Origin of the sequence: Rhizobacter sp. Root404, from assembly GCF_001425865.1 — a bacterium.
GTDB lineage: Bacteria > Pseudomonadota > Gammaproteobacteria > Burkholderiales > Burkholderiaceae_C > LMDS01.
Genome location: NZ_LMDS01000004.1, coordinates 1,997,018 through 2,014,977, shown reverse-complemented (window position 1 = coordinate 2,014,977; position 17,960 = coordinate 1,997,018). Strand labels below are relative to the sequence as shown.

The following is a 17,960-nucleotide window of genomic DNA, read 5'->3' as shown; positions in this document are numbered from 1 at the left end:
AGGAGCCCCGCTTGAGATTGCCCGCCTTCACCCTGAGCCTCGCAGCCGCCGCGCTGCTCGTCGCGTGCGCCGGCACGCCCTCGGCCTTCCGCCCGGCCGCGCCCACCAGCGGCGTCGACCTGGCGGCGATCGATCCCGGCGTCCGCCCGCAGGACGACTTCTACGCCCATGCGAACGGCCGCTGGCTCAAGGCCACGACCTTCCCGCCCGACAAGGCCTACATCGGCGCCGCCGAGCAGATCCACGACACCACGCAGCAGCACCTGCGCACCTTGGTCGAGGAGGCCCAGCGCCGCCCCGCCGATGCCGACGCACGCAAGATCGGCGAGCTCTACGCCAGCTTCATGGACGAGGCGACGGTCGAGCAACGCGGCCTCGCGCCGCTGCGCGGGGAGCTCGCGGCCATCGATGCCGTCACCGATGGCCGCGGGCTCGCGGCACTGATGGCGCGGCTCGGCGCGATCGGCGTCGGCATGCCGATCGGCATGTACGTCGGCCAGGACGACCGCGACGCGACGCGCTACGTGCCCTCGCTGGTGCAGGCCGGCCTCGGCCTGCCCAACCGCGACTACTACCTGAACCTGGACGACGCGAAGTTCGCCGCGGTGCGCGGCAAGTACGTCGAGTACCTCACGACCCTGCTGACCCTCGGCGGGCAGGACGCGGCCGGCGCCGCCGCCGGCGCCAGGGCGATCCTCGCGCTCGAGACCGAACTGGCCCGCGCGCAATGGAGCGCGGTCGAGAACCGCGACCCGGTCAAGGCCTACAACCGCGTCGCGCTGGCCGACCTGGCCGCGCTCGCGCCGGGCCTGGACGCGCCGGCCTACCTGGCTGCCGCCGGCCTCGCCGGCCGCACGCCCGATGTGCTGGTGCGCCAGCCCAGCTACCTGACCGGCCTGGGCCGGCTGGTCGCGGCGACGCCGCTGCCGACCTGGAAGGTCTACGCGCGGGCCAAGCTGCTCGGCGCCTATTCGCCGTACCTGGCCCGCGCGTTCGTCGACAACCGCTTTGCCTTCGCCGGCACCGTGCTGAGCGGCACGACCGAGAACCGTCCGCGCTGGAAGCGCGGCATCGCGCTGGTCGACGAGTCGATCGGCGAGGGCCTGGGCCGCGCCTACGTGGCCCGCTACTTCCCGCCGGCCAGCAAGGCGCGCATGGACGCGATGGTCGACAACCTGCGCGCCGCCTACCGCGAGAGCATCGTCACGCTCGACTGGATGGGCCCGGCCACGCGCGCACAGGCGCTGGCCAAGCTGGCCAAGTTCAACACCAAGATCGGTTATCCGGCGCGCTGGATCGACTACGCGACGCTCGAGATCCGCCGCGACGACCTGGTCGGCAACGTGATGCGCGCGCGCCGCTTCGAGGACACGCGCCAGCTCGCCAAGCTCGGCCAGCCGATCGACCGCGGCGAGTGGCAGATGAACCCGCAGACGGTGAACGCCTACTACGACGCCTCGATGAACGAGATCGTCTTTCCCGCGGCGTACCTGCAGAAGCCCAACTTCGATCCCGACGCCGACGACGCCGCCAACTACGGCGCGATCGGCAGCGTGATCGGTCACGAGATCAGCCACGGCTTCGACGACGAGGGCGCGCAGTACGACGGCGACGGCAACCTGCGAGACTGGTGGACCGACGCCGACAAGACCCGCTTCGCCGCGAAGACCAAGGCGCTGGTCGCGCAGTACGACGCGTTCGTCGCGGTGCCGCCGGCCTACCACGTGAACGGCGAGCTGACGCTCGGCGAGAACATCGCCGACAACTCCGGCCTCGCGATCGCGTGGAAGGCGTGGCAGCGTTCGCTGAACGGCAAACCGGCGCCGGTGATCGACGGGCTGACCGGCGCGCAGCGCTTCTTCTACGGCTTCGCGCAGGCCTGGCGCGGCAAGGCGCGCGACGACGCGCTGCTCGCGCTGATCAAGTCCGACCCGCACTCGCCCGACGAGTTTCGCGTGCTCGGCACGCTGCGCAACCACCCGGCCTTCGACGCCACGTTCGGCCTGAGCCCGGGCGACGGCATGTACCTGCCGCCCACCGAGCGGGTCTCCATCTGGTGACCGACACCGACCCGCATCCGCACTCGCGCGCCGGCCTCGAACGGCGCTTCGGCCCGCGCTACCGCTGGCGCGTGCTGCTGACGGTGATGATCGGCACGATGGCGTCGATCATGGCGTCGACCATCGTCAACGTCGCGGTGCCCGACATGAGCCGCGTGTTCCACCTCGGGCAGGAGCGCGCACAGTGGCTGTCCGCCGGTTTCATGGCGGCGATGACGCTGTCGATGCTGACCACGCCGTGGCTGCTGCAGCGCTTCGGCTATCGCCACACCTACTACGGCGTCGTGTCGCTGCTGCTGGCCGGCGGCGTGATCGGGGGCCTGAGCCCGTGGTTCGAGCTGGTGCTGGCGATGCGCGTGGCCGAGGGCCTGGCGGCGGGCGTGCTGCAGCCGATCCCGGCGATCGTCGTGATGCACGCCTTCGGCCGCGCCGAACAGGGCAAGGCGATGGGCATCTTCGGCTTCGGCGTCGTGCTCGCGCCGGCGATCGGGCCGAGCGTCGGCGGCGTGCTGGTGGAGTGGTTCGGCTGGCGCTCGATCTTCTTCGTCGTCGCACCGTTCTGCCTGGTCGCACTGCCGCTCGCGCGCCGCTACCTGCCGATCAGCGCGCCCGGCGGCGCGCCGGTGGACCGGGGTGGTGCGCGGCTCGACGTGGTCGGCCTCGGGCTGATGGCGATCGCCGTGCTCGCCCTGCTCAACGGCATGGTGCAGCTGCATGGCGCCGGCACCGCCACCGGCTGGGCACTGCTCGCGTGCAGCGCCACCGCGCTGATCGGCTTCATCGCGCACCAGCGCCGCGGCGCGCAGCCGCTGATGGCGCTCGGGCTGTTCGCGCACCGCAACTTCGCGTTGGGTGGTGTCGTCGCGTTCATCTACGGCATGGCGCTGTTCGGCTCGACCTACCTCGTGCCGGTGTTCATGCAGATCGCGCTGCAACTGCCGCCGAGCCAGGCCGGCGCCGCGCTGCTGCCGGCCGGGATCGTGCTCGCGCTGACGATCCCGTTCGCCGGCCGGCTCACCGACCGCTTGCCGTTCGGCCGCATCGTCGCCTTCGGCCTGTCGCTGCTCGCGGCCTCGTTCCTGCTGATGGTCACCGTCGGCCCGGCGAGCTCGCTGTGGTGGATCGTCGCGTGGGCGGTGGTCGGGCGCATCGGCCTGGGCTTCGTGCTGCCCTCGCTCAACGTCGGCGCGATGCGCGGCCTGCCGGACACGCTGATCTCGCAGGGCGCGAGCACGATCAACTTCATGCGCCAGCTCGGCGGCGCGGTCGGCATCAGCCTGGTCGGCATCGTGCTCGAATGGCGGCTGCAGGCCCAGCCCGGCGCCGCGGTGCGGGCCTTCCACGAGACCTTCGTGCTGGTCGGCTTCATCACCGCGTGCGCGGTGATCGCGGCCTTGCGCATGGGCGTGCCGGAACCGGCCGCGACGCCGCCCGCCTCCTAGAATCCCACCGCTTTACCCGGTCCTTCTCGCGCGCCCATGAATCTCGGCATCGACTCCCTTCCCGCCGCGTGCGACGTGCTCGTCATCGGTGCCGGCCCTGCGGGCGGCAGCGCGGCACTGGTGCTGGCCCGCGCCGGGCTCGACGTGATGCTGGTCGACCAGCACGCGTTCCCGCGCGACAAGGTCTGCGGCGACGGCCTGATCCCGGACGCCCACCACGCGCTGCACAAGCTGGGCCTGCTCGACGAGGTGATGGCGCAGGCGCAGGCCAGCGGCTTCGTCGGCTGCATCGGGCCGCGCGGCGGCCGCATCGACGTGCCGGGCGTGCTGGCGGTGCTGCCGCGCAAGCAGCTCGACCTGATCGTCTGCCGCGCCGCCGCGGCGGCCGGCGCGCGCATGTTCGCGCCGGTGCGCTTCACCGCGCCGATCGAGGAGAACGGCGTCGTCGTCGGTGCGCAGCTCCACCACGGCGACGTCACGCGCGATGTGCGCGCCCGCTGGGTGCTGCTGGCCACCGGCGCGGTGCCGCAGGCGTTGATCGCCGCGGGCATGTCGAGCCGGCACACGCCGAGCGGTGTCGCACTGCGCGGCTACGTGAAGAACGACGCGATGGTCGGTCGCATCACTGCACTCGAGGTCGTCTGGCACCGCGCGCTGACGCCGGGCTACGGCTGGATCTTCCCGTGCCGCGACGGGGTGTTCAACATCGGCGTGGGCATCGCCGACAGCCACAGCGAGCACAAGGGCGGCAAGCTGACCAAGCAGGAGGTCAATCTGCGCCAGGTCATGAGCGATTTCCAGTCCGCCTACGAACCGGCGCGCGCGCTGATGCGGGGCGGCACGCTGCTCGGGCCGATGAAGGGCGCCCCGCTGCGCTGCACGCTCGAAGGCGCGCGCTACACGCGGCCCGGCCTGCTGGTCGTCGGCGAGGCGGCCGGCAGCACCTACTCGTTCACCGGCGAGGGCATCGGCAAGGCCTTCGAAACCGGCATCCACGCGGCCGAGGCGGTGCTGGCGGGCGGCATGCGGCGCGAGGCCGCGGTGCGCGCCGACTACGAGGCCCGCCTGCTGGCGCTGAAGCCGCGCTTCGACCTGTACCAGCGCGCCAACGTCGTCAACCGCCACCCCTGGCTCGCCGACCTGCTGATCTGGCGCGCGAAGCGCAGCCCGCGCATCGTCCGGCGCATGAGCGGCGTGCTGAACGAGACCAGCAACCCCGGCAACCTGGTCAGCGTGAAAGGTATCGCGCGGCTGTTCCTCGATCGACGCTGAGCGACCCGACACCATGTGCCAGCTCCTCGGCATGAACGCCAACACGCCGACCGACGTGATGTTCAGCTTCACCGGATTCGCCACGCGCGCCGAGGAGTACAAGGACGGCTTCGGGATCGCGTTCTTCGAGGGTGCGGGCGTGCGGCTGATGGTCGACGCGCAGAGCGCGCGCGAATCGCCGGTGGCCGAGATGGTGCGGCGCTTCCCGATCCGCAGCGAGAACATCATCGCCCACATCCGCAAGGCGACGCAGGGGCAGGTGACGCTGGCGAACACGCATCCGTTCGTGCGCGAGCTGTGGGGCCGCTACTGGGTGTTCGCACACAACGGCGACCTGAAGGGCTTCGCGCCGCGGCTGCACGGCGCGTTCCGGCCGGTCGGCGAGACCGACAGCGAGCGCGCGTTCTGCTGGCTCATGCAGGAGCTGGCGAAGGCGCATGCCACCGTGCCGCCGATCGCCGAGCTCACCGCGACGCTGCGCGAACTCGCGCCGATCCCGGCCGCGCACGGCACCTTCAACTTCATGCTGAGCAACGGCCAAGCCCTGTGGGCGCACTGCTCGACGCACCTGCACCACCTGGTGCGCCAGCACCCGTTCACGCGCGCCTCGCTGCAGGACGACGACGTGACGGTCGACTTCGCCGAGCACACGTCGGCGCGCGACCGGGTCGCGGTGATCGTGACCGAGCCGTTGACGCGCGACGAAGCCTGGACCGCGTTCGCGCCGGGTGAACTGCGCGTGTTCGTCGACGGCACACCGCAGCCGGTGTGAGGCGCGGGAAACCGGTTCCGGAGGACGCAGCGGGGGTGAATTGGGGCAAACTGTACGGTTACCGAAAGCCGTGCCCCCGCGTTCTGCCGCATGCCCACCGCCTTGATCGCCGATGACGAAGAGGCGCCGCGCGCCCAGTTGGTCGCGGCGTTGGGCAGCGCCTGGCCGGCGTTGCAGGTGGTCGCGGAATGCGTCAACGGTGTCGACGCGTGGGACGCCTACCTCGAGCACGAGCCGGCGGTGTGCTTTCTCGATGTGCGCATGCCCGGCCTGACCGGCATCGAGGTCGCGCAGCGCATCGGCCCGCACGCCCGCGTGGTGTTCGTGACCGCCCGCGGCGACCATGCGCTGGCCGCCTTCGAAGCCGGCGATGTCGACCATGTCGTCAAGCCGATCGACCCGCGTCGACTGGCCCTGACGATCGAGCGCGTGCAAACGCATCTGGCCGCGCCCGACCGTGCCGCCGACGATCGGCAGCACTTGCTGGCGCAGCTCGTCGGCCAGGTCCGCAAGCCGGCCCCGCTGGATGCGATCCAGGCCGGCTCCGGCAAGGAGACGCAGTGGGTGCCGGTCGAGCGGGTGGCCTACTTCGAGGCCGACAGCCGCTACACGCGCGTCGTCTGCAGCGGGCCCGACGGCGACGCCGAATGGGCGATCCGCACGCCGCTGAAGGAATTGAGCGCGGAGCTCGATCCCGCGGTGTTCTGGCAGATCCACCGATCCGTCATCGTTCAGCACCGGCTGGTCGCGGGCGTCGAGCGCGGTCCCGGCAGCATGCTGCTGAGCTTGCGCGGTCGCAGCGAGAAACTGCCGGTCGCGCGACACTTCCAGTCCCTGTTCCGCGACCGGTGAGCCGGCCGCGGCCCGAACCAACCCCCCGAGCCGAGACCCCAACCGACCCATGACGACCCCCGCCACGCCGGTGCCGCGCTTCGACACCTTCTACCGCCACGACGAACTCACCCGCCTGCTGTTCGACTATGCCGATGCCCACCCCGGGCTGGTCTCGGTCGCATCGATCGGCAAGAGCTACGAAGGCCGCGACATCTGGGTCGCGACCGTCACCAACACCGCCACCGGCCCCGACACCGACAAGCCGGCGTTCTGGGCCGACGGCAACATTCACGCCGCCGAGCTGACCGCCAGCACCGCGGTGCTGTACTACCTGCACCAGCTCGTCACCGGCTTCGGCAGCGACGACCAGGTCACGCACCTGCTCGACACCCGCGTCGTCTACCTGTGCCCGCGGCTGAACCCGGACGGCGCCGAACTCGCGCTCGGCGACAAGCCGCGCCACATCCGCTCGAGCACGCGCCGCTACCCGTACGACGAGGACCATGTCGAGGGCCTGACGGTCGAGGACATCGACGGCGACGGCCGGGTGCTGTTCATGCGCATCCCCGACCCGCACGGCGGCTACAAGAAGTGCGATCGCGACGCGCGCCTGATGGTGCCGCGCCGGCCCGGCGAGTTCGGCGGCGAGTACTACCGGCTGATGCCCGAGGGCTCGCTGACCAACTACGACGGCCTGACGATCCAGGTCAACAAGGACCCGGAAGGCCTGGACCTGAACCGCAACTTCCCGGCCTTCTGGCGCCAGGAGTTCGAGCAGGCCGGCGCCGGCGACTACCCGACCAGCGAGCCCGAGGTCAAGGCGATGGTCGACTTCGTGCTCGCGCACCCGAACATCGGCGCGGCGATCAGTTATCACACGCACAGCGGCGTGATCCTGCGGCCGATGGGCACACAGAGCGACGACGACATGATCCCGGAGGACCTGTGGTCGATCAAGCGCTTCAGTGCGCTCGGCACCGAGCTGACCGGCTACCCGGCGGTGAGCATCTGGCACGACTTCAAGTACCACCCGAAGGAGACGATCGGCGGCACCCAGGACTGGCTGTACGAGCACCTCGGCGCGCTGTTCTGGGTGGTCGAGCTGTGGGGCCCGAACAAGGCCGCCGGCATCACCGACTACAAGTGGATCGACTGGTACCGCGACCATCCGGTCGAGGACGACCTGAAGCTGCTGAAGTGGAGCGACGAGCAGTGCCGCGGCGATGCCCACCCCGACTGGCGCCCGTTCATGCACCCGCAGCTCGGCGCGGTCGAGATCGGCGGCTGGGACAAGATGAACTACTGGCGCAACCCGCCACCCCAGCTGCGCGAGCGCGAGGTCGCGCGCTTCCCGGCGTGGATGAACCAGATCGCGCTGAGCCTGCCCAAGCTCGAATTGCTGCGCACCGAAGTGCGTGCGCTCGGGCCGGATACCTGGCGCATCCGCTTCGCGGTCGGCAACGCTGGCTGGCTGCCCGCCGCGGTGACGAAGCGGGCGCTGGCGCGCAAGGTCGTGCGCGGTGTGATCTTCGAGATCCACCTGCCGACCCACCACCCGGAGGTCGCGCTGATCGGCGGCAAGCCGCGCGTCGAGGGGCCGCACCTGGAGGGCCACGCCCCGAAGGCATCGCTGCAGGCCTTCCTGCCGAACCGCGAGGTCACCGGCGACCGGGCCGTGGTTGAGTGGGTCGTGCGGGCACCGAAGGGCACGCGCCTCGCGTTGACGGCGCAGGCCGAGCGTGCCGGCGTCGTGCGCACCGAGGTTCGCCTGGACTGAGGCGGCGGGCCACCCGTCGCCGCGCTGTGCTTCAATCGCGCATCGAGTCAGGAGCATCCACGCATGAATCCCATCAAGTTGGTCGCGATCGTGCTGATCGTCGCCGGTGTCCTGGGGCTGGCCTACGGCAGCTTCAGCTACACCAAGGACACCACGGTCGTGAAGCTCGGGCCGCTCGAGGTCTCGGCCAAGCAGAAGGAGACCGTCAACGTGCCGATCTGGGCCGGTGTCGGCGCGATCGTCGTCGGCGGGCTGCTGCTGGTGCTGGGCGGCAAGCGCGGCTGAAGGCGGCGTCGTGCGATGAAGGCCCGCCTGCTTCCTGCGCTCGTCGCCGCGGCCATCGGCCTGCCTGCGGCCCACGCGGCCGACATCTACCGCTGGGTCGACGACGCCGGCAAGACCCACCTGTCGGACACCGTGCCCGAGAGGTATCGGAGTCGCGCGACCCGGGTCGACTCGGACGCGTACGAATTGAGCCCGGCGCAGCGGGCGATCGCCGAGGCGCGCGCCCGCCAGGCGGGCCGTGCGGCGGCGGCCTCCGCCGCCTCGTCGCCGGCGCCCGCGATCAGCCTCGGCGGTGCGCCCGCTGCCTCGATCGGCGCGGCGTCGCGCGCGGCCGCGAACGATGCACGCGACTGCGCAGGCTGGCAGAGGCGCTACATCGAGAGCCAGGAATGCTTCGCCCCCTACAAGCTCGTCAACGGCGGCATCAAGCCGGAGGCGTTCCAGCGCTGCACCGAAGTGCCCGATCCGGCCACCGCGTGCGGCGCGCCGCGCACGCCTTGAGCGCCGCGCCGACGCGCTAAGCTCGCACCCCGTTTTCTTCACGCGCAGGAGCTGTCGGCATGGACCCCCAGAATCTTCGGATCGTTCCGGTCTTCTCGATGGACGATCAGGCCTGGATGCGGCGCTCGTCGGTCGCGATGCCGAAGTTCTGGCAGGGCCATAGCGTCGCACCGCTGGTCGGCGACGTGCTGCGCATCGGCGGCCGGCAGTTCGCCGTGCAGGGCCGCGTCTGGGAGCACGACGGCACCGCGCCGGTGCTGCGGCTGTTCCTGAGCAGCGGCCACGCCGAGAGCGACACCGTCTTCGGCTGATCGGCCGGTCGGCGCCCGCCATGACCCCGGTGCCTGCGCAGGAGCTGGTGCTGCGCGATGCGGTCACGTCCGATGTCCCGTGCCTCAGCGTGCTGGCGTCGCAGGTGTTCCTCGACACCTATGCGACCGAGGGCATCACACCGTGGTTCGCCCGCGAGCTCGAGGAGCACCTCGGCGTCGCGGCGGTCGCCGCCTGGCTCGCAGCCGCCGACGCGTGGGTCGTGCTGGCCGAGCGCGACGGCCGCCTGATCGGGTTCGCGCAATCGACGCGGCGCGTGACGCACGCGCTGCTGACGACGCCGGCGGCCCGCGCGTTCGAACTCGTCCGCCTCTACGTGCAGCGGCCCTTCCTGGGGCGCGGGATCGGCACCGCGCTGCTGCGCCGCTGCGAGGCGGAGGCCAAGTCCGACGGGGCATCGACGCTGTGGCTGACCGCCTGGGTCGGCAATGAGCGTGCGCGACGCTTCTACGCGGCCCGCGGCTACGTCGACCGAGGGGCCACGACCTACACCTTCGACGGCGAATCGTTCGAGAACCGGCTGTACGCGCGCCAGTGGCGCTGAGCCCGCCCGTCAGTCGTCGAGCTCGCTGCTCGACGCGCTGCGCGGCAGCACCGGCGCCTCGCTGAGCGCCTGGCGCCAGACCTTCTTCGGCAGGAAGGTGCGCAGCTGCTCGATCGCCTTGTCGATCAGCGCGGGATGCAGTTCGTGGCCGATGCCGGGGAGCACGTCGGCGGTCACGTCGGCGCCGAGCTCGACCAGCGTCTGCGCCGAGTCGACGGCGGCCGCCGCCGGGATGACCGGGTCGGCCAGGCCGTGCAGCAGGTGCACCGTGGTGTCCAGCGGGGCGTGCGCCGGCGCGCTGGCGTGGCGGCCGGCGAAGGCCAGCACGCGGCCGGCCAGCAGCGGCTCGGCCTGGACGGCCTCGAGCGCCATGATCGCGCCCTGCGAGAAGCCGGCCAGCGCGGTGCGCTCCCAGGCCATGCCGAAGCGCCCCTGCAGCGCCCGCACGGTCGCGACGAAGGCCGGCAACGCGGCCGCCACGCGCCCGGGTCGGTTCCGCTCGTCGACGCCGCGGACCGAGAACCACTGGTGGCCCGCGCCGCCGCCGGGCACCGCGTCGAACGGGTCGGGCGCGTTCAGGCACAGCACCGCGGCCTGCGGGTACTCCTGCACCAGGCGGCGCGCCAGCGGCACCATCGCGTCGGCGCTTGCGCCGACGCCGTGGAACAGCAGGTACAGCAGCTCGGGGTCGCCCGACTCGGGCAGGTGGGCGAGGGCGGAGGTGGTCATGGCACGCGGCGGTCGTGATGTCGTTGACGCCAGTGGAACACGACTGGGCGGGGCGCTCCGGCGGCCTGGCGAAATGCCGCAGAATCGGGCCGCCCCGAACGACCCTGGAGACCGCGTGGAGCTTTCGATCAACGGCCAGACCCGCACGCTCCCGGACGCCGCGGTCGATCCGGCCATGCCGCTGCTGTGGGCGCTGCGCGATGTGCTCGGCCTGACCGGCACCAAGTTCGGCTGCGGCGTGTCCGCCTGCGGGGCCTGCACCGTGCAGGTCGACGGCCAGGCGGTGCGCAGCTGCGTCACGCCGCTGTCCGGCGTGGCCGGCAAGCGCATCGTGACGATCGAGGCGCTCGGCAGCGCAGCGGCGCCGCACCCGCTCCAGACGGCCTGGATCGAACACCAGGTGCCGCAGTGCGGCTACTGCCAGAGCGGCATGCTGATGGCGGCCGCGGCGCTGCTGGCGTCCAAGCCGAACCCGAGCGACGCCGAGATCGACGCCGCGATCACCAACATCTGCCGCTGCGGCACCTACCCGCGCATCCGCGCCGCGATCCGCAGCGCCGCGGCCGCGCTGCGCCCGCCCATCGCGACGAAGCTCGCGCGCGCCAAGCCATGAAGCGCCGCACGCTGCTGCTGAGCGGCCTGGGCGCGGCCGGCGCACTGGTGGTCGGCTGGGGTGTGCTGCCGCCGCGCGGCCGCCTCGGCAGCGCGGATTCCTTGCCGGTCGTGCCGGGCGAGGTCGGCCTGAACGGCTGGATCAAGGTCGCCGAAGACGGCACGGTCGTGCTGGCGATGCACCGCAGCGAGATGGGTCAGGGCGTGCACACCGCGCTGGCGATGCTGGTCGCCGAGGAGCTCGACATCTCGCTGGCGAAATTGCGCCTGCAGCAGGCCGGGCCGGACGCGCTGTACGGCAACGTCGCCGGGTTCGTCGCGTCGCTGCCGTTCCACCCGGCCGACACGGAGGCGGGCCACGAGACGACGATGGTGAAGTCCGGCCAGTGGATCGTCGCGAAGCTCGCCCGCGAGCTCGGCATCAACATGACCGGCGGCTCGTCGACCGTCGCCGACGCGTGGGACGTGCTGCGCCTGGCGGCCGCGACCGCGCGCGCGCAGCTGCTCGGCGCCGCATCGCTGGCGTGGAAGCTGCCGGTCGCGGAACTCGGCGTGAAGAACGGCGTGGTCAGCCACGCGTCGGGGCCGCAGGGCCACTACGGGCTGTTCGCGAAGGCCGCGGCCGCGACGCCGCCGGGCGACGTGGTGCTGAAGGCGCCGAAGGACTGGACGCTGATCGGCACCGCGGCGCCGCGCATCGACCTTGCCGCCAAGGTCGACGGCAGCGCGCAGTTCGGCATCGACGTGCGCCTGCCGGGGCAGCTCTACGCCGTCGTGCGCCACAGCCCGATGCTGGGTGGCGCGCCCGGCGCGGTGCGGGTCGAGGCGTCGATGGCGCTGCCCGGCGTGGAGCGGGTCGTGCGCCTCGGCCCGGTCGCCGGCTCGACCGCGGCGCTCGCGGTCGTCGGTCGCACCTACTGGCACGCGCAGCGCGGTGCGCAGGCCTTGCAAGTCGAGTGGCAGGCGCCGCCGGCCGGCACGGTGTCGAGTGCGGCGATCGCCGAGTCGCTGGCGCGCACCGCGCGCAGCGCGGCGGCCACCGGCGGCGGCACGACGTTCCACAGCCGCGGCGACGTGACGGTCGCGGCGGGCGCCGCGGCGCGGCAGGTCGAGCAGCTCTACAGCGCGCCGTACCTCGCCCATGCGCCGATGGAGCCGATCAATTGCACCGCGCGCGTCGCCGACGGGAAGGTCGAGGTCTGGGTGCCGACCCAGGTGCCGGGCGCGGCGCGGGCGCTGGCGGCCCGCGTGGCCGGCGTCGCGCCGGACGCGGTCACCGTGCACGTGACCTACCTCGGCGGCGGCTTCGGCCGGCGGCTCGATGTCGATGTCGTCGGCCAGGCCGTGCGCGTCGCGATGGAGACCGGCGGGCGCCCGGTGCAGCTCGTCTGGCCGCGCGAAGAGGACTTGACCCACGATTTCTACCGCCCCGCCGGCGTCGCGCTGCTGCAGGCCAGCCTCGACGCCACCGGCATGCCCACCGCGCTGCGCATCACCAGCGCCGGCGACGCGATCACGCCGCGCTGGATGGAACGCAGCCTGCCCGCGCTCGCTGGCCCGATCGACATGCCGGACAAGACCGCGGCCGAGGGCCTGATCGACCTCCCGTACGGCATCCCGAACCAGCGCATGGCGCACGTCGCCACGCACAGCGGCGTGCCGGTCGGCTTCTGGCGTTCGGTCGGCCATTCGCACAACGCGTTCTTCTCCGAGGGCTTCATCGACGAGCTCGCGCACGAGGCCAGGCAGGACCCGGTCGCGTTCCGCCTCGCGTTGCTCGCGGCGGCGCCGCGCCATGCCGCGGTGCTGCGGCTGGCGGCCGAGAAGGCCGGCTGGGGGCAGCCGCTGCCGGCGGGCGTGGCGCGGGGCGTGGCGCTGCACGACAGCTTCAACAGCATCGTCGCGCAGGTGGTCGAGGTGTCGATGGACGGCGGCCGGCCGCGCGTGCGGCGGGTCGTCTGCGCCGCCGATGTCGGCACGGTGGTGAACCCGGGCATCGTCGCGCAGCAGATGGAGAGCGGCATCCTGTTCGGGCTGAGCGCGGCGCTGTACGGCCGCATCGACATCGACGCCAGCGTCGTGCGCCAGACCAACTTCCCGACCTACCCGGTCGTGCGGCTGGCCGAGACGCCGCGCATCGAGACCCACCTGGTGCCGAGCACGCGGTCGCCGGGCGGGGTCGGCGAGCCGGGCACGCCGCCGATCGCGCCGGCGGTCGCGAACGCGATGTTCGTGCTGACCGGCCGGCGCGTGCGCTCGCTGCCGCTGGTGGCGTGAGCGCGGCGGCGCGCTCAGAATGACGCCTCGTTCCCCTGTCGATCGCTCCCGAGACCTCCATGACGCCCGAAGCCCCCCTCCTGACCAGCCAGGTCATCGTGCAGGTCTGCCTGTTCCTGATCGCCGCGATCGCGATGGCCGGCGGCGCACTGCAGTTCGTGCTGGGCCAGCCCGACACCTCGCCGCGGCTGGACAACGTCCACCGCTTCATGGCGGGCGTGTACTTCTCGACCGGCCTGATCAGTCTGTGGGCCGCGCTGACCGTGCGCCAGCAGGGCACGCTGGTCTACCTCCTCGCCCTGGGCGTGCTGCTGGCGGGGGTCGGCCGGCTGGTCTCGATCGCGAAGGTCGGGCTGCCGAAGCCGGCGCCGGTCTGGCTCGGCTACCTGATCCCCGAACTGGTGCTGCCGTTCGTGCTGGCCATCGCCCACCATCGCACCGGCTGAAGCGCCGCACGACCGCATGCACCCCTTCGACACCGCCACGCTGCTCGAACCGCTGTCGGACGGCCATTTCCGCGGCCACACCAGCCCGGCCTACGCGAACATGGTCGGCCCGTTCGGCGGCGTGACCGCGGCCTGCGTGCTGCAGGCCGCCCTGCAGCACCCGGCGCGCCAGGGCGATCCGGTCGCGCTGACGGTCAACTTCGCGGCGGCGCTGGCCGATGGCGACTTCGAGCTCGTCGCGCGGCCGCTGCGCACCAACCGCTCGACCCAGCACTGGTCGGTCGAGCTGTCGCAGGGCGGCGAGATCGCGGCCAGCGGCAGCGCGGTGTTCGCGCTGCGCCGCGAGACCTGGTCGGCCCCCGAGGCGGCGCCGCCGGCCGACATCCCGCCGCCCGACGCGCTGGTGCGCTCGCCCGTGTTCGGCCGGCCCGCCTGGACGCGCCACTACGACATGCGCTTCGTGCGCGGCCCGATGCCCGAGGTGTTCGACGCCGCGCACCAGGCCGACTCGCACAGCGAGGTCTGGACGCGCGACGAGCCGCCGCGTCCGCTCGACTTCGTCTCGCTCGCGGCGCTGTGCGACAGCTTCTTCCCGCGCATCTTCGTGCGCCGGCGCGAGCTCGCGCCGATCGGCACGGTGTCGCTGACGACTTACTTCCACGCCGACGCGGCGCTGCTCGCCGCGCAGGGCGCGCGGCACGTGCTCGGCACCGCCCGCGCGCTGAACTTCCGCAACGGCTACTTCGATCAGAGCGCCGAGGTCTGGGGCGACGATCGCCAGCTGCTCGCGAGCAGCCACCAGATCGTCTACTACCGGGCCTGAACGCGGCGCGCCGGCACCAGCGCGGCCAGCGTGCGGCGCAGCTTGTTGGCGTCGATCGGCTTGGTCAGGAAATCGTTCATGCCGGCGTCGAGCGCCTCGGCGCGCTCGGACACCAGCGCGGCCGCCGTCAGCGCGACGATCGGCAGCGCCTCCGGCGCGTAGTGGCGGCGCAGTTCGCGCGCCGCCTCGTGTCCGCCCATCACCGGCATCTGCACGTCCATCAGGACCACGTCGAACGGCCGGCCCTGGCCTGCCGCCGCGTGCACCGCGGCGATCGCGGCGCGGCCGTCGTGGGCCTGCTCGACGTGCACGCCCCAGTGCTCGAGCATCGCGACCGCGATCATCATGTTGACGGGGTTGTCCTCGGCCATCAGCACGCGCGCGTCGGCGAGGTCGGCGATCTCGCTCGCCTCGGTGCTCGCCGAGCGCTGCACCGGCGCGCTGCTCGGCAGCGGCAGGTCGGCCCAGAAGGTGCTGCCGTGCCCGGGCGTGCTCTCCATGCCGACCGCCCCGCCCATCAGCTGCGCCAGCTCGCGGCAGATCGACAGGCCCAGGCCGGTGCCGCCGTAGCGCCGCGTGGTCGACGAATCGCCCTGCGAGAACGGCGTGAACAGCCGCGCCTGCGTTTCGTCGGGCACGCCCGGCCCGGTGTCGGAGACCGCCAGCCGCACCGCGCCGTCCGGGCGCAGCGTCGCCGCGATGCGCACGTGGCCACGCTCGGTGAACTTGAGCGCATTGGTGATGAAGTTCGACAGGATCTGCCGCACCCGCAGCGGGTCGCCGCGCACGGTGGCGGGGAGCCGTTCGTCGATGTCGAGCAGCAGCGCCAGTCCCTTGACCGCGGCCAGCGCGTCGTAGGCGTGGTGCACGGCCTTCAGCGCATCGCGCAGGTCGAACGGCGTGTCCTCGAGCGCGAACTTGCCGGCCTCGATCTTCGAGACATCGAGGATGTCGGACATGATCCCGCCCAGGCTCTCGGCGCTGTCGACGATCTGCGCCAGGTACTGCTGGCGCCGGGCCTCCGGCAGGTCGGGCTGCATCGCCAGGCGGGCGAGCCCGAGCAGCCCGTTCAGCGGCGTGCGGATCTCGTGGCTGGTGTTGGCGAGGAACGCGCTCTTGGCGCGGCTCGCGGCCTCGGCCGCGTCGCGCGCTGCGGCGAGCGCGGCATCGAGGCGGCGCCGCTCGGTCACGTCCTCGGCGATCCAGATCGTGCCGCCGTTGACCGGGTCGTTGCGGTCGACCACCTGAGCCAGCAGGCGGCACCAGAAGCGGCTGCCGTCGCGCCGGCTGACGCGGCGCTCGATCTCGAACGGCTTGCCGGTCGAAAGCAGCGGCCCGGCCAGCTCGCTGATCTCGCGGTGGTCGCGGTCGGTGGACCAGACCACCGAGCCGGGCTCGCCCGGCAGCGTGCCGGCGGGCCAGCCGAACATGCGCTCGAAGTACGGATTGGCCTGCACGAAGCGGCCGGCGCGCGTGAACGCGATGCCGATCGAGGCGCGTTCGAGGATCGCGGCGTGCTGCAGCCGGGTGCGCTCGCTGTCGGTCACGTCGCGCGCGTTGACGACCAGGTAGTCGCGCCGGTCCATCTCGAAACGCCCGGCGCCGAGCAGCATCGACACGTGCGCGCCCGACTTGGCGACGAACACCGCCGGCAGGTCGAGCACGGTGCCGTCACGCTCCACTCGCGCGAGCAGGTTCGCGGCCTGCGCCGGATCGGCCCACAGGCCGAGCTCGGCGCCGGTGCGTCCGACCACCTCGTCGGCGGCGAAGCCGGTGACGCGGCAGAACGCCGGGTTGACCAGCGTGTAGCGACCGGTCTCCATCTCGGCCAGCGCGATGCAGTCGGGACTGGTCGCGAACAGCTGCGACAGCATCGCCTCGCTGCGCCGCAGCGCGCCCTCGGCGGCCTTGCGCGCGGTGATGTCGAAGAAGATCGACAGGTTGGCCGGCCCGCTGACGGTGTCGACCCGGACCGCGGTCGCCTGCACGCTAAGCGGCCGTCCGTCGACGGCGCGCAGCTGGAAGTCCGCCACCGCCAGGCCGTCGCCGAGCGGCATCGACTCCAGCTGTGCGAGCCGTTCGAGCACACGCTCCCGTTGCGTGCCCGGCGGGAAGAGCGTCACGATGCCGATGCCGTTCATCGCCGCGGCGTTCGCAAAGCCGAACAGCCGCGCCGCCGCTTCGTTGGCATCGAAGATCGTGCCGCGCCGATGCAGGAACAGCGGCGACGGCGAGCGCGTGAACAGCTCGCGATAGCGGGTCTCGCTCGCCGCGACGGCGCGCTGCGCGAGCACTTCTTCGGTCACGTCGCGGGCGACGCCCCAGTAGCCGCTGAACGCGCCGGCGGCGTCGAACTTGGGCTCGCCGCTGATGCTCACCGTGCGCCATTGGCCGTTCGGCTCGCGGCAGCGCGCGAGCACCGCACTGAACGCGCGGTGTGCTTCCAGGTCGGCGCGGTGTGCGTCGAGCTGCTCGTCGGTCAGGCCCATGCGCTGCGGATCCCACGGCGGCTGGAGGCTGGCGCCGGTCTCGACGGCGTCGGCCGCCACCTTGGCGACCCGCGTGAACTGGAACTGCCGGTCCTGCTCCCAGTACCAGTCGGCGGCGACGCGCAGCAGCCCGCGGAAACGCTGCTCGCGTTCATGGGCCGCGCGCAGGTAGTGGTCGAGGACGCGGGCGATCAGCACCCCGCCGATGGAGCTGCTCACCACCATCAGGCTCTGGTACAGCAGCGCCGCCGGCAGCGGCGTGGGCGTGCCCGCCGCGTCGGGCGTCAACCCGTTCATCTCGAGCCAGGCGAGCAGCAGCACCTGGGCCAGCGCGAACGCACCGAGCGCCGGGCCCGACCAGGCGCCGAGCACCGCGCCGGTCGCCAACACCACCAGCAGGCAGAAACTCATCACCGGGCTGCGCAGGCCTTCGCCGAGCGAGAAGCTGACCGCACTGCTCAGCGCGATCGCCAGCAGCGCGACCGCCCACATCGCGGTGCGGATCGGGAAGTTCCGCTGCGCGCTCAGGCGCGCCAGCACGGCACAGAACAGCGCGAAGCAGGCCAGTGAGGCGACCACGCCGAGCTGCCGCGACGGCGTCAGCGCCGAGGGCAGCAGGCCGAGGATGGCGGCGCTCACCGTCGTCGCCGCCGCCGTCGAGCCGAAGTAGAACCGACCGATGATCCGCGCGGCGGAGTCGGGCAGTTGAACGTCGGCCGCGAGGAAAGTCATCGTGCGTGGGACATCGAAACTCGGCGCATGGTACG

Annotated in this window: 16 protein-coding genes; 14 read left to right on the top strand and 2 right to left on the bottom strand. The window is 72.3% G+C overall.

Going from position 1 to position 17,960, the window contains the following annotated elements; genetic code table 11:
- The first annotated feature begins 11 nt into the window (after positions 1 to 11).
- The 10 genes from ASC76_RS13655 to ASC76_RS13610 all read left to right on the top strand — a co-directional run bounded on the left by ASC76_RS13655 (position 12) and on the right by ASC76_RS13610 (position 9,817).
- Entirely contained in the window at positions 12 to 2,060 is a 2,049-nt protein-coding gene (locus ASC76_RS13655) for a M13 family metallopeptidase (RefSeq protein ID WP_082549097.1), read from the top strand.
- Positions 2,057 to 3,502: an MFS transporter gene (locus ASC76_RS13650; RefSeq protein ID WP_056466608.1), complete on the top strand. Its 1,446-nt coding sequence runs from the start codon at positions 2,057 to 2,059 to the stop codon at positions 3,500 to 3,502. Before ASC76_RS13655 ends, ASC76_RS13650 begins: the two co-directional genes overlap by 4 nt.
- Before the next feature lie 36 nt (positions 3,503 to 3,538).
- Positions 3,539 to 4,774 (top strand): NAD(P)/FAD-dependent oxidoreductase, encoded by a 1,236-nt coding sequence (locus tag ASC76_RS13645; RefSeq protein ID WP_056466605.1) that lies wholly within the window; start codon positions 3,539 to 3,541, stop codon positions 4,772 to 4,774.
- Between the two features lie 13 nt (positions 4,775 to 4,787).
- The gene (locus ASC76_RS13640) at positions 4,788 to 5,546 is read left to right on the top strand and encodes a class II glutamine amidotransferase (RefSeq protein ID WP_056466602.1); all 759 of its coding nucleotides are present in this window, start codon (positions 4,788 to 4,790) and stop codon (positions 5,544 to 5,546) included.
- Between the two features lie 90 nt (positions 5,547 to 5,636).
- Positions 5,637 to 6,398, top strand: coding sequence for a LytTR family DNA-binding domain-containing protein (locus ASC76_RS13635; protein ID WP_056466599.1), 762 nt, complete (start codon positions 5,637 to 5,639; stop codon positions 6,396 to 6,398).
- 49 nt (positions 6,399 to 6,447) lie between these two features.
- Positions 6,448 to 8,157 carry a M14 family metallopeptidase gene (locus ASC76_RS13630; RefSeq protein WP_056466597.1) on the top strand — a complete coding sequence of 570 codons (1,710 nt, stop codon included), beginning with the start codon at positions 6,448 to 6,450 and terminating at the stop codon, positions 8,155 to 8,157.
- Between the two features lie 63 nt (positions 8,158 to 8,220).
- The gene (locus tag ASC76_RS13625) at positions 8,221 to 8,442 is read left to right on the top strand and encodes a hypothetical protein (RefSeq protein ID WP_056466594.1); all 222 of its coding nucleotides are present in this window, start codon (positions 8,221 to 8,223) and stop codon (positions 8,440 to 8,442) included.
- 15 nt (positions 8,443 to 8,457) lie between these two features.
- Positions 8,458 to 8,943: a DUF4124 domain-containing protein gene (locus ASC76_RS13620; protein ID WP_056466591.1), complete on the top strand. Its 486-nt coding sequence runs from the start codon at positions 8,458 to 8,460 to the stop codon at positions 8,941 to 8,943.
- 59 nt (positions 8,944 to 9,002) lie between these two features.
- Entirely contained in the window at positions 9,003 to 9,254 is a 252-nt protein-coding gene (locus tag ASC76_RS13615) for a hypothetical protein (RefSeq protein ID WP_056466588.1), read from the top strand.
- 20 nt (positions 9,255 to 9,274) lie between these two features.
- Positions 9,275 to 9,817, top strand: a complete 543-nt coding sequence (locus ASC76_RS13610) for a GNAT family N-acetyltransferase (protein WP_056466585.1) — start codon at positions 9,275 to 9,277, stop codon at positions 9,815 to 9,817.
- Positions 9,818 to 9,826: 9 nt separating this feature from the next.
- Here the strand turns inward: ASC76_RS13610 and ypfH are convergent, their stop codons facing one another.
- Positions 9,827 to 10,546, bottom strand: coding sequence for an esterase (ypfH, locus tag ASC76_RS13605; RefSeq protein WP_056466582.1), 720 nt, complete (start codon positions 10,544 to 10,546; stop codon positions 9,827 to 9,829).
- 115 nt (positions 10,547 to 10,661) lie between these two features.
- On the opposite strand from ypfH, the gene ASC76_RS13600 reads away from it, so the two are divergent.
- From ASC76_RS13600 to ASC76_RS13585, 4 genes are read left to right on the top strand one after another with little or no spacing between them, the layout of a single operon-like run.
- Positions 10,662 to 11,159, top strand: a complete 498-nt coding sequence (locus tag ASC76_RS13600) for a (2Fe-2S)-binding protein (RefSeq protein ID WP_305815987.1) — start codon at positions 10,662 to 10,664, stop codon at positions 11,157 to 11,159.
- Entirely contained in the window at positions 11,156 to 13,435 is a 2,280-nt protein-coding gene (locus tag ASC76_RS13595) for a xanthine dehydrogenase family protein molybdopterin-binding subunit (RefSeq protein ID WP_056466579.1), read from the top strand. Before ASC76_RS13600 ends, ASC76_RS13595 begins: the two co-directional genes overlap by 4 nt.
- A gap of 59 nt (positions 13,436 to 13,494) precedes the next feature.
- The gene (locus ASC76_RS13590) at positions 13,495 to 13,881 is read left to right on the top strand and encodes a DUF4345 family protein (protein ID WP_056466576.1); all 387 of its coding nucleotides are present in this window, start codon (positions 13,495 to 13,497) and stop codon (positions 13,879 to 13,881) included.
- 16 nt (positions 13,882 to 13,897) lie between these two features.
- The gene (locus ASC76_RS13585) at positions 13,898 to 14,704 is read left to right on the top strand and encodes an acyl-CoA thioesterase II (RefSeq protein WP_056466573.1); all 807 of its coding nucleotides are present in this window, start codon (positions 13,898 to 13,900) and stop codon (positions 14,702 to 14,704) included.
- Here the strand turns inward: ASC76_RS13585 and ASC76_RS13580 are convergent.
- Complete coding sequence (locus ASC76_RS13580) at positions 14,692 to 17,925, bottom strand: PAS domain-containing hybrid sensor histidine kinase/response regulator (RefSeq protein ID WP_056466570.1); 3,234 nt, start codon at positions 17,923 to 17,925, stop codon at positions 14,692 to 14,694. The genes ASC76_RS13585 and ASC76_RS13580 overlap by 13 nt on opposite strands.
- Between the last annotated feature and the right edge of the window lie 35 nt (positions 17,926 to 17,960).